Below are 11,248 nucleotides of genomic sequence, written 5' to 3'. Positions count from 1 at the left end.
ATGTAGGGTAATTCAAAGTAAATTCTAATCAGTCATATCAACCTTAAGTTCGATCTGACCTTTTTCATATCCCTTCAAATTTTTTACCATTCCGATAATCACATCACGAAACATTCTTTGAACAAATGGTACAATTTTCATTTCTTTTCCGTTAATTCTCAATTCAATTTTTTTATCATTATCCATAACACAATCCTTTCTGGTTTTTTCACCTTTTAATATTTTCCCTACCATTTCGTAACAGGAAAAACCGCATTCTCCACAGCATTCCGGAACCGGCAACGGGAGAACTTCAAAAACTTTCTTTTCCACCATGTCAGCGATTTCTTGTATGTCTTCTCTGCTATTATAAACTTTTAGATTTTTATATGTAAAATGCTTGTCGGCAAATTTTCCCGAAATAGCAAAAATAGTCTCATCAAGCAATTCGTCAATCTGCTCGTGATCTTTAGCACATAAAATTCGCGGAACCGCTACCTTTTTCATTCCTTCAATTACTACATAATCGGCATTGAGATGTTCGAGCATTTCATTAAGAGAAAGCTGACGATGCCAGATTTGATAGGTTTCATTTATTCCACGAGCAAAAACAACGTCGTTACTCGCTTCCCAATGCTGATATGAATTTGTGCCCTCTGTTTCCATAGCAAAATCTTCAAAATGAATATCCTTGATGGAGACAACACGATGCCCTCGCTTTTTTAATTCCTTTATCAATTCCACAACCAGTCTTGTTTTCCCGGTGTGATGATACCCGGAAACACTAAATACTTTCATCATTATTCCTTTCTATAATTTTTCTATTTTCATCTTCTTAAAATCAAAAAATATTATGGAAGATAAATAAAACAAATATCATAAGACACGATATTTGAATTATATAATCAACCAATTTCAGTTTATGCTTATGTAAAAAAGTCCGTTTTTTATATAAACCGAAACCACGCAAATCCAACGAAATTGCTCGATAGCGTATTTCCGTCAAAGTACTTCCAACTACGGGAAATAAAAGGGAGAGGAAAGCGGAAACGCGGTTTCGAAGAGGAAGATCCGAAAGAATGATTCCACGTAATTTTAATGCTTCCTGAATTTGAGAGAATTGTTTTTTGAAAATATGAAGAAAATGAATCGCAGAAGCAAGTAAAAAGGTTAGCTTTTCGGGAAATTTCCAACCCCGAAATGCCATCAGATAATCAAAATATGGAAGATCAAGTAATAATCCGGCAATCAGGATCAGTAAGAAAAAACGTAACGAAGAAGCAATTCCATATTCAAGCCCTACAGAAGTTACTTTGATGAAATTCCATTGCCAAAGCACTTCACCTTGCCTTCGAAACAAAATCTGAAAAATCATCAACACGGCAATTGGCAGGGCAATTCTCTTCAAACGATGAGCCAAACGCTGAAATCTGCTTTTACTTGGATTTATCAGGAACAGCAATATTACTGAAAAAATAATCAAACTTACTTGCACTTCAACAGTTTGATAAATGATGGATAGAGATGTAATTAGGATCACAATAATCAGTAGAGTTCGCAGATTTATTTTCATATTTAGGAAATAGCACGTATATTACGCTGATACTGAATTTCATGCAAAAAAAAATCTACCATGCGAAAATCGTTCTTGTCATTGTTTATCAGTGTAGAATTTATCACAAATTATACCTGTTGAATATTTTTATCACTGATATTGAGATGCGTGTCTATAATTTCTTTGAAATATGATTGACGATGTGAGAGAATGAGAGTGCCAAGATTTTGCGTTTTTCGTTCACGTAGGATATTGAGCAATATTTTGATGAGATTGTCATCCAATCCTGCAGACGGTTCGTCAAGCATCCAGAATTGCTCGTTTGCAAGAAGCAAAGCACTCAATCCGATTCTTTTTATCTGACCGCTGCTCATTTCCCAAACAGGGGATTGAGCGTAATCTTGCAAATGGAAACGGTGCAAAGCATTTGTGCGAGTAAATTTTTTTTCTTCATTGTCCTTTGACCGAAATTTATGTTGCCAGATTCCAAGGTCTTCAAAAGGTGTTGTTCCGATTAGATTTTCCACGGTCCCTTGTTTTATATAAATAATTTTTGTTGAGAGTTCGGGAACGGAAAGGGAATTAATAGAATTTCCGTCAATTTGAATTTCACCTTCAAAATCTTGCAACAAACCGGATAGCAGTCGGCAAAGCGTAGTTTTTCCGCTGCCATTCTCACCTGTGATTAAGGTAGTTTTATTTTTTCCTATTTGAAAATTGCAGTTTTCAAAAATAGATTCTTGGGATAAATAAGCAAAATTCAGCCCTGTGATTTTATATAAATAATCAGTTTTCATTTTGACTTAATTCGACGCAGATTACGCTGATTGAACAGATGAACGCTGTAAAAAATCATTTTTTATTATAATATTTAATCTGGTAAATAATTCTTTTCTAAGTGATGTTGTTTATCACACTCATCTGTGTCTTATCTTGTCTGATTATTTGAAACCAGTTCCTTCATAATTCAATGGTTTTTGTGGCGATCTTAGAAAAAAAGTTCAGATGTTCGGTAGCAATTATCGCTTTCCCTTGTTGAGATAATTTTTGGATAAGCGTGATTAAAAGTTCGATTTTTTTATCGGAAATTCCGTTGAAGAGTTCGTCAAGCAACAAAACTTGAGGAGAGAAAGTCAGCAAAGAAGCAAGAGCAACCAATTTTTTTTCCCCATAAGACAGGAAAGCAGTTTCTCTGTTTCTTAGCTGTTCTATTTCAAGTTCTTTCAGAATCTTGGAAAGGCGATGTTCGATTACCTTGGGTTCGATCCGGAGATTTTCCGGATAAAAAGCCAATTCCTGCTCAACACTCGGGAAGAATAATTGATGTTCAGGATTTTGCAGCAAAATACTAATTTTCAGAGAGAGTTCTGGTAAAGAAAAGGACAATATCGGTTTTCCGAAAATATTAATGATTCCTTTTTGAATTCCGTGAATTGTCTTGGGGATTACTCCGCAAAGATTGTAAAGCAAAGTGGTTTTTCCACAGCCACTATTACCTTTTATCTGAATTATTTCACCTGCCTTTACCTCCAAAAAAAAATCTTTTAGAATCCACGCTTGATTGGTATTGTAGCGAAAAAAAAGGTTTTTAGCAGAAAGAATGTTCATTTTGTCAGCTCAATTTTTTTTATAAATTTGAGCCATCTCTGCGGATGTTCATCTTCTGCAAATATTACCTGAACATCCTTTTGTGAAGGCAAGAAAACCAAGTAACAATCTGTTAGTTCGGAAGTCTCTGTTTTGACTGTCCAGCCATCAATTGCGTAAAAATTTAAACTGGAGAAACTACTGGGTTTAACTCCTAAAAAATTCGTAATTTCGGTGAGAGGATAGCCTGATAACTCATCTCCCATTTTTGTTGAAAATTTATATAATCGATTTTTTCGGAGTTCATCAAATGATAGATGAAAAGAATTCCCTCTTATCAAAATATCAATTCCGTTTTTAGAAATTTGCTGTGAATTTGTTTTTGAGGGTGGTTCTCTTAATAAAAGCAAGACACTGAGAACGGCAACCAGTATAAGGAGGATAATAAGAATTTTTTTCATTTACAATTCCGGATTTGAATAATTTTAAATGCAATCATTTTGTGAAATAATTTATAAGAAACAATTCCACCCAAAATACCGGAAATTGCAGATACAACCATCGCGATCAATAAAGGAATCCAAGCCAGTCGCATAACGAGCACCGTAACAGTAAAGGTTCCGGCAAGATTTGCAACTGTACAAATCGTGGTGTGAAATGCCAATTTGTTTTTATTAGAGAAAAAAATCGCAACAATATCTGCAACAATTCCAGGTAAAGTATAACTGATCAACGACACAGTTCCGTGATTTCCAAAAAATCCTAAACAGATCACAAGAATTGCCTGCACTATACAAAATAAAATTCCGGCGCCAGGTTTGTTTACAATTGCCATAACGAGCACAAGCCACATCATGTAAAATCCACCGGCAAGAGATCCACCCGGAATCACAAGCGGTGCTGAAATAAGATGCACCAGTGGAGTAACGATTGGTTTGATTGCCAAACCCAAAGCACTTAAAATGGAGATATAAAGCAGATCGAGGGTTGAAAACTTTTTTAGAAAATTCATTTCAGAACACTTCGTAGATTTCGGATGTTAAGCAGATAAACATTGATAAAAAAATTGCACAAATAATACTCCAAAATAAATTTTTATTTTGGAAGGCAAAATGATTGTAAAACTTCGCCTTTCCAAACGCGGGAGGAATGGTCGTTTCCAACCAAACCCTAAAGGTGATACATCGTGCCGTAAAAAAGTTTAGAGTGCATCACTCGACGATTTTTTTAAAAAAATTGGAAAGTGTGATTTTATGTCAAGATTTGCTTGAGATATATCTATCCTGTTACCATTTTTCTAAAATTTTTCAAAAGGATCATTAGACCGAAAAGCATTATTCTGCTTGTGTTATAAATAGATATTTCAATTATAAATTGGCAAAAATCTAACTATGGACAGTCACCCTTAAAAGTATCCATCGCAATATTTATCGTAACCGGTTGCGAAGTTACCGTAGATGATTCGGAAGAAGGAAGACTAAAGATAATTAACGGTGCTTCATTTAGTATTTGGGTGTCTGTAGATAATGGATCGCAGACAACCTTGAATCAAAACGAGTATGTAGAATACACATGGGATCTTGATCCTGATGAAACAATTCAGGTGAATGTTGAATACGGCATTGTTGTTGGCAACGCCATTTCTACAACATTTGAATTAGAAGCAGGATATACTACCGAATATACGGTAGTCCAAGAAAATGGAGAGCTGCATTTGACAAACAATTCTTCCCGTGAAGTTTGGTATTTTCTTGATGAGGGAGACTTAAATACGCTTACCGCAAATCAAACGGATCAATGGACCTATGATATGTTGGAATATGAGCAAACTAATACGCAAATTGATTATTCCGGTTATCACGTTTTCACCAACACGAGCATCGAAACTATTACAGGTGGCTCGATAACAAATTTCGTCATTGAGCCAGACGGCGGCGGAATAGAATTTCATAATGATATGTTGTTTACAAATATTACAGAAGTATATCTATCACCAAGTGAAGATCCAACTTGGGGAGAAAATGATTTAGATGGCATTCTCTATCCAGGTGAATTCACTTTTTGGACTGTATCACCGGGTTCTTGGGATATTCTTGCAATTGATGAATATGGAGTAGAATATACTACTTTTGACAATATCATTACTCTTGATGAAACATCTGTGTTTTATGTTGAAGGATGGGATAAAACCGGAAAATCTTATAACAACATGAAAAACAGAAAAACTTTCCCGGACTTCAAAACAGAAGATAGAGTTGAATTAAAGAATCCCAATTTATTGAAGTAATAAATATTTGATTTAGAAAAAAAGCCGATTCCCAAAATGTGAATCGGCTTTTTTTGTGCTTCTCTTGACACTATTCTCGCAAATCCAATTTTTATTTCTATGCAAATATTAATAACAGCAGCTCTAAATGAAGAATTACAACCTTTGGAAAAATTCATAAACACGGAATTCTCTAAAGAAAAAAATGTGGCTTTTTCTTTTCTGAAAACCGGACTGGGAATGAAGAAAACCCGAAGAGAATTTTCTTATACGGTTAAAAAAAATGTTTATGATTTTGTTTTAAACATCGGAACTGCCGGCAGTTTGGATAGCAGATTTAAAATCGGTGATATTTTTTTTGCAACAGCCTTTTCAAAGCTATTTAACAATGAAATTATTACTATCAAAAATCCTTTTGCTAATTTTTATTATATCCCTGAAGATTGGAAAAGAGGGGAACTTTTCACTTCATTAAAACCGGTTGTAAATCGGAAGCAAACGAAAATGGTGAAATCGCTCACGCAATCTCAGGCTGTGGATATGGAAGCCTATGCTATCGCAGATATTTGTCTGGCAGATTCAATTCCTTTTTTCTCGCTCAAAATAATCAGTGACCATGCAGAACCACTAAGCAAAAAGGAATTCCTGAATAATTTGCATAAAATTCAAGGATTTTTACATTCGGCGGTTAATATTTTTATTAAGCAAAATTTATTCGGTCAAAAGAAATGGGAAAACAATGAATTCATATAAATTAGCAAATCTTAAAATTTCTCAATGCAACTCATCTGACAAAACGTTTAATATTTTTTGTAAAATTGATACCTCTAAAATTCAACCCGAAAATTCTCTACTGTTTGTAAAACCAATTATTGTTACCGAATCTAACAATGGATACAAAGTCGTCTCTGGATTTCAACTTTTAGAATTGTTTCAGAAGCAAAAAATACTCGAAATTCCCGCATACATACTTCCCCAAAACATGCCTTTAGAAAAAATAATTTCAATTATTTTATATTATGTCAAACAAGAAAAAAATCTGAATATCCTCGAAATCTCTCAGATAATTTTTCTTCTTGTCGAACATGGTTTTGATAACAAAGCAATCGCACAAAAATTTTGCAACCCTTTGGGAATCCCTCCAAAAACAAATATTATTCAGCAATATTATTCTATCCAAAAGATTGTCCCGATTGTTTCCAATTTTTTAATAACGAAAAACGCACCGCTTAAAATGTGGAAAATTTACTCCGAACTAACAAAATCAAAGCAAATAATTTTGGCAAAAATTCTTTCAAAGACAAATCCCTCATTGAGCATTTTTCACGAAATTTCCACAAACCTGTCTGAAATTTCTCGGCGAGACGAGATAGATTTTGAACAAATTATAGAAAATTTGCATCTACTTGAAATATTTGAGAAAGCACCTAACCAAAATACACTTTCGGGAATCAGGCAAAAAATCTACAATGCACGTTACCCGACTATCTCAAAATATCGTCTTCAAATAGCAGAAAAAATAAATAAATTGGATGCACCAAATAACGTGAAAATCATCCCTGACAAAACTCTTGAGACGAAAAACTTCAAGATAAACTGCGAAATAAAATCAGCAAAAGATCTGGTAAAATGTGTTAATTTTTTTAAAAACAATGAAGAAGAATTGAAAAAATTTTTCGCATAATACTTGGATTTTGAAATATCACGCCTGCCCTGTGAAATCTATTTTCATATTTCATCGGGGGATATTTCACTCCAAAAAATCATAATGAAAATAAAACATATTTTTGTAACAAAATCCGCTTTAAACGATCAAATAACTCATAAAATTTTGGATTTTCATTCAGATTGCGAGACGCAACTTCTAAATAATTCCAAAGATATAAATAAGATTCCAAAATCGTTTCATCCCAAGCAAACCCTTTTACTTGCTCAATCCAAAGGAGATATTGTAAAAGGATGTCCCGGGACATCATCGGATTATCTCTGTTGTAGATATCAAATTATTAATCAAACAATCAACTGCCCCCTAAATTGCACCTATTGCATTCTTCAATTTTATCTTAATCAACCTGCTACGATAATTTATACGGATTTTGATAACATTTTTTCTGAACTGAGCGCAAAATTAGACAAGCAAAAAAATCGTTTCATCCGAATTGGAACCGGCGAATTGGGTGACAGTTTGGCATTGTATGGTTCGCGTCTTTTTGCCGAAAAAGCGATAAAATATTTTGCAGACAGAACCAATGTACTTTTTGAAATTAAATCCAAAATTACGAATATTGATAAACTGATAAAAATTCACCATGCAAATCATACGGTTTTCTCTTGGTCGCTTAATCCTACAGAAATTGTTAAAGCTGAGGAGACTAATACTGCCAGCATTGAGGAAAGACTTTCTGCAGCAAAGAAAGCCCAAGAAGCCGGATTCTTAGTAGGTTTCCATTTTGATCCGATCTTTGCCCACCCGGATTGGAAAAAGATTTATGGAAATCTCATAGATAAACTTTACTCAATTATTAATCCGGATAGAATTGTTTGGATCAGTATGGGATCATTGCGATTTCCTCCTGAAATGAAAGAAAAAATCAATCGACATTATCCGCACACGAAAATTATTTACGGAGAAATGTTGCGGGGACATGACGGTAAAATGCGATATGCCAGACCAGTCCGTGTTCCAATATATAAATTTATTTATAAAAAACTTTCTGAAATAGCAAACCCACCTTTTATCTATTTTTGTATGGAAAATAAAACAGTTTGGCAAGAAGTTATGGGATTTTCCCCTAAGGATAACGCTGAATTAGATTGGATGTTTGCAGAAAGTATTTTTCGCAGGTTCGATATCATCAACCGTGAACCGTTAATAGAGGATTACGAGCAAGTACTCAATCTGGATGGCAAAGAATTCTAAAACGAGCGATAAAAATTTGCTTTTTTCTAAATTTTTGGAGAGACAAAACTGACGAGTTTTAAATTCCCAATCAGATTCATCAAATTTCAGAAACGGCTTTTAATATTTTTTCTCTTTCTTCCGGTGTGGTCATCATTACTAAAATATCGTTTTCATTAATAATGTATGTTTCACCGGGATTATAAATCCAGTTGCTTTCTGATCTAACTGCCAGAAGCAGAGAATTTGAAAACTTTGCAATATTCAAATCCAGTATTTTTTTTCCAAAATACTTTTCCGAGATAATGAAGTCTTCAACCCGTAAATTTTTATCCTTATCCCTTAACATAATATCGAGAAAGGAAACTGCTGCCGGTCTTATCATTTCGGAAGCCATTCTTAGTCCACCGATAAAATCCGGAGAGATCACATTATTTGCACCTGCTCTTATTATCTTCGCCCTATTGAGAGGATCATAATTGCCGGCAATTATTTTTAACTCAGGATTCAATTGTCTGGAAGTTAGACTTATCACGATATTCTTGTGGTCATCATCCATTGAAGCGAAAAGCCCGGTTGCTCTCTCTATTCCTGCTCTTAAAAGAACGTTATCATCCATGCCTTCTCCCTCAATATAGAGCCAATCCGGATATTGGTTTATAACATCTTCAATGAGAGATTTATCCTGCTCAATTACAACAAAATCCCGATTAGTCGAAGATAATTCCTTCGCAATATGAAGCCCAACTCTATTAATTCCGCAAATAATGAAATGATTGCTTAATTTTTTGATTCTTTTTTCCATTCTCTTTCTCCTAAAAGTTTCTTTTAAAGCTCCCTCAACGGCAAACGCTGCCAGTGTTGAAAATACATAAGTTAAAATTCCAATTCCTGAAAAAGCAAGAAACATTGTGAAAATTTTGCCGGATGAATTGCCACTAAGATTAATAACTTCCCGATACCCTATGGTTGAAATGGTAATAACCGTCATAAAAAGGCAATCAATTAGGGGGGTATCTTCCCCTTGATCAATGATCGAATAGCCAATCGTGCCGAGTAATATCACCATAATGAGTGTAATACCAGCCCAAAGCAGTTTTTTGCTAATTTCTTGGGAAATATTATTATTCATGTTTTCTCTATAAAATTAAGTTGAAAACCTCCCCAATGGTTGGGTGTGCAAACGACTATTGTTACGCCTCAATCATTGCGAAGGTCTTTGCCCATTTGCAAGGTTTACAACTACTTACTCAGTATCCCAATAACTTCCTGCACCTTTTCAGAGACCATTTTTTGTATTTCTTTTAATCTGTCCGGATCTGTACTTTCAAAACGTAATACGAGCACCGCCTGTGTGTTGGACGCTCGCACAAGTGCCCAGCCGTCATCAAAAGTAATTCTCATCCCATCAATATCATTGATATTAAAATTTTTATTCAAAAAATAATTCTTCACTTTCTCGACCACTTTAAACTTAATATCTTCAGGACAATCAGTCCGAATCTCGGGTGTATTAAAAGTTTCCGGAACATCTGCTAACAATTCGCTCGCTTTCTTCTCGGTTTTTGAAAGTAATTCAAAAAATCTTCCGGCAGCGTAAATGGCATCATCAAATCCAAAATATCTGTCTGCGAAAAACATATGCCCACTCATTTCTCCACCAAGGGGAGATCCAATTTCTTTCATCTTTTGTTTGATGAGTGAATGTCCGGTTTTCCACATAATCGGATTTCCACCATGCAAGCGAATATCATCATAAAGATTTTTGGAAGATTTCACTTCGGAAATAATTGACGCACCAGGATGGTCTTTCAGCACATCACGTGCAAAAATATCCAAAATTTGATCACCCCATAAAATATTTCCTTTTTCATCAACCGCCCCGATTCTATCCGAATCACCATCAAAACCTACTCCAAGGTCTGCATTTTCCTGCTTAACAGTTTTGATTAGTTCGGTAATATAGGCTGGAACAGTTGGATCCGGATGATGGTTTGGGAAATTTCCATCCGGTTTCTCAAAAAGAGAGATCACTTCACAGCCCATTCGCTCGAAAATTTCCGGTGCAACCGGACCTGCAGTCCCGTTACCCGAATCAATAATAACTTTGAGTTTCTTATCCAAGTGAAGATTTTCAACGAGATAATCCTGATATTCTTTCACGATATTATCATATTTTTTCACAGAACCTTTTTTGGAAATATAAACTTCCTCATGGATAATCTCACGAATTTTCTGAATTTCTTTTCCATACATTGAAGAAGTTCCAAGGCACAGTTTGAAGCCATTATAATCAGCCGGATTATGACTTCCGGTGATCATTATTCCCGCATCGGTTTCCAGTTTCTCAATTGCAAAATATAGCACAGGTGTGGGAACAGTTCCCACATCAATAACTTCGCAGCCGGTATTTGCCAAAGATTTTGTGATAATATCTCTGAATTTGTCTGAACTCAAGCGAACATCGCTGCCCACTGAAACGGTTTTCATTCCCTTTTTGTGAATATAACTGCCGAAAGCCAAACCAATGTTCTCTACAACATTATTGGTAAGGTCTTCATCAACAATACCGCGAATATCGTATTCTCTAAATATTTGTGGATTTAACATTTTTGTTCTCCTATACTTGATAGCATTATTTTATCCTCAATTAATTCATTTTGATGAAAATGTGTCAACTTTTGAGAAACTCGAGTCGGACGAACTCTTTTCCCGTTCGACTCGGGTTTCGCACCACGAGAAAAAAAATCCCAACTCGAACGCAAAAGACGGCGTCCCAGTCGAGATTTGAGAAACTCGAGTCGCGTCATTCTTTTCGACACGACTTGGGTTTCAGGCATCCATCTTTGCGAAAGTTCTCGTAAATTTGTTATGCTGAGTAAAACAATTTGCTGGCTTGATTATTTTGTTTCTGCGATAATTTACCGAAACTTTCGCAAAGATTTGTGCAAAAAAAATCCCA

The 11,248-nt window shown here is 35.0% G+C and carries 12 protein-coding genes and 1 riboswitch; of the genes, 4 read left to right on the top strand and 8 right to left on the bottom strand.

Annotated features, from left to right (window positions below):
* Positions 1-24: 24 nt before the first annotated feature.
* The 6 genes from mobB to U9P79_08265 all read right to left on the bottom strand — a co-directional run bounded on the left by mobB (position 25) and on the right by U9P79_08265 (position 4,133).
* Positions 25-777: a molybdopterin-guanine dinucleotide biosynthesis protein B gene (mobB, locus tag U9P79_08290; GenBank protein MEA2104621.1), complete on the bottom strand. Its 753-nt coding sequence runs from the start codon at positions 775-777 to the stop codon at positions 25-27.
* A 43-nt stretch (positions 778-820) separates the two neighbouring features.
* A complete protein-coding gene (locus tag U9P79_08285) occupies positions 821-1,552 on the bottom strand; it encodes an energy-coupling factor transporter transmembrane component T (GenBank protein MEA2104620.1) in 732 nt (243 codons plus the stop codon).
* 110 nt (positions 1,553-1,662) lie between these two features.
* Positions 1,663-2,331, bottom strand: a complete 669-nt coding sequence (locus U9P79_08280) for an ABC transporter ATP-binding protein (protein MEA2104619.1) — start codon at positions 2,329-2,331, stop codon at positions 1,663-1,665.
* 163 nt (positions 2,332-2,494) lie between these two features.
* Positions 2,495-3,142, bottom strand: a complete 648-nt coding sequence (locus U9P79_08275; protein ID MEA2104618.1) for an ABC transporter ATP-binding protein — start codon at positions 3,140-3,142, stop codon at positions 2,495-2,497.
* Entirely contained in the window at positions 3,139-3,582 is a 444-nt protein-coding gene (locus U9P79_08270; GenBank protein ID MEA2104617.1) for a hypothetical protein, read from the bottom strand. The genes U9P79_08275 and U9P79_08270 overlap by 4 nt, the downstream gene beginning before the upstream one ends.
* Positions 3,579-4,133 (bottom strand): ECF transporter S component, encoded by a 555-nt coding sequence (locus U9P79_08265; protein MEA2104616.1) that lies wholly within the window; start codon positions 4,131-4,133, stop codon positions 3,579-3,581. Before U9P79_08265 ends, U9P79_08270 begins: the two co-directional genes overlap by 4 nt.
* Positions 4,134-4,232: 99 nt before the next feature.
* Positions 4,233-4,354, bottom strand: a riboswitch (molybdenum cofactor riboswitch).
* Between the two features lie 280 nt (positions 4,355-4,634).
* Here U9P79_08265 and U9P79_08260 point away from each other — a divergent pair.
* From U9P79_08260 to U9P79_08245, 4 genes are all read left to right on the top strand, one after another.
* Positions 4,635-5,408, top strand: coding sequence for a hypothetical protein (locus U9P79_08260; GenBank protein ID MEA2104615.1), 774 nt, complete (start codon positions 4,635-4,637; stop codon positions 5,406-5,408).
* Positions 5,409-5,507: 99 nt separating this feature from the next.
* Positions 5,508-6,140: a hypothetical protein gene (locus U9P79_08255; protein ID MEA2104614.1), complete on the top strand. Its 633-nt coding sequence runs from the start codon at positions 5,508-5,510 to the stop codon at positions 6,138-6,140.
* Positions 6,127-7,071, top strand: a complete 945-nt coding sequence (locus U9P79_08250; protein ID MEA2104613.1) for a hypothetical protein — start codon at positions 6,127-6,129, stop codon at positions 7,069-7,071. Before U9P79_08255 ends, U9P79_08250 begins: the two co-directional genes overlap by 14 nt.
* An 84-nt stretch (positions 7,072-7,155) precedes the next feature.
* Positions 7,156-8,307 (top strand): radical SAM protein, encoded by a 1,152-nt coding sequence (locus U9P79_08245; protein ID MEA2104612.1) that lies wholly within the window; start codon positions 7,156-7,158, stop codon positions 8,305-8,307.
* A 79-nt stretch (positions 8,308-8,386) separates the two neighbouring features.
* Here the strand turns inward: U9P79_08245 and U9P79_08240 are convergent, their stop codons facing one another.
* Both U9P79_08240 and U9P79_08235 read right to left on the bottom strand, forming a co-directional pair.
* Positions 8,387-9,418 (bottom strand): potassium channel protein, encoded by a 1,032-nt coding sequence (locus tag U9P79_08240; GenBank protein MEA2104611.1) that lies wholly within the window; start codon positions 9,416-9,418, stop codon positions 8,387-8,389.
* A 110-nt stretch (positions 9,419-9,528) separates the two neighbouring features.
* Positions 9,529-10,896: a phosphomannomutase/phosphoglucomutase gene (locus U9P79_08235; protein MEA2104610.1), complete on the bottom strand. Its 1,368-nt coding sequence runs from the start codon at positions 10,894-10,896 to the stop codon at positions 9,529-9,531.
* Between the last annotated feature and the right edge of the window lie 352 nt (positions 10,897-11,248).

This window comes from Candidatus Cloacimonadota bacterium, from assembly GCA_034661015.1.
In the GTDB taxonomy this organism is placed as follows: Bacteria; Cloacimonadota; Cloacimonadia; order JGIOTU-2; family JGIOTU-2; genus JAYEKN01.
The sequence above is the reverse complement of the archived record's forward strand: the minus strand, read 5'-3'. Positions and strand labels throughout refer to the sequence as shown.

Coding starts and splice junctions, on each gene's coding strand:
- mobB (MEA2104621.1), bottom strand. CDS start 777: ATGAAAGTATTTAGTGTTTCCGGGTATCATCACACCGGGAAAACAAGA.
- U9P79_08285 (MEA2104620.1), bottom strand. CDS start 1,552: ATGAAAATAAATCTGCGAACTCTACTGATTATTGTGATCCTAATTACA.
- U9P79_08280 (MEA2104619.1), bottom strand. CDS start 2,331: ATGAAAACTGATTATTTATATAAAATCACAGGGCTGAATTTTGCTTAT.
- U9P79_08275 (MEA2104618.1), bottom strand. CDS start 3,142: ATGAACATTCTTTCTGCTAAAAACCTTTTTTTTCGCTACAATACCAAT.
- U9P79_08270 (MEA2104617.1), bottom strand. CDS start 3,582: ATGAAAAAAATTCTTATTATCCTCCTTATACTGGTTGCCGTTCTCAGT.
- U9P79_08265 (MEA2104616.1), bottom strand. CDS start 4,133: ATGAATTTTCTAAAAAAGTTTTCAACCCTCGATCTGCTTTATATCTCC.
- U9P79_08255 (MEA2104614.1), top strand. CDS start 5,508: ATGCAAATATTAATAACAGCAGCTCTAAATGAAGAATTACAACCTTTG.
- U9P79_08250 (MEA2104613.1), top strand. CDS start 6,127: ATGAATTCATATAAATTAGCAAATCTTAAAATTTCTCAATGCAACTCA.
- U9P79_08245 (MEA2104612.1), top strand. CDS start 7,156: ATGAAAATAAAACATATTTTTGTAACAAAATCCGCTTTAAACGATCAA.
- U9P79_08240 (MEA2104611.1), bottom strand. CDS start 9,418: ATGAATAATAATATTTCCCAAGAAATTAGCAAAAAACTGCTTTGGGCT.
- U9P79_08235 (MEA2104610.1), bottom strand. CDS start 10,896: ATGTTAAATCCACAAATATTTAGAGAATACGATATTCGCGGTATTGTT.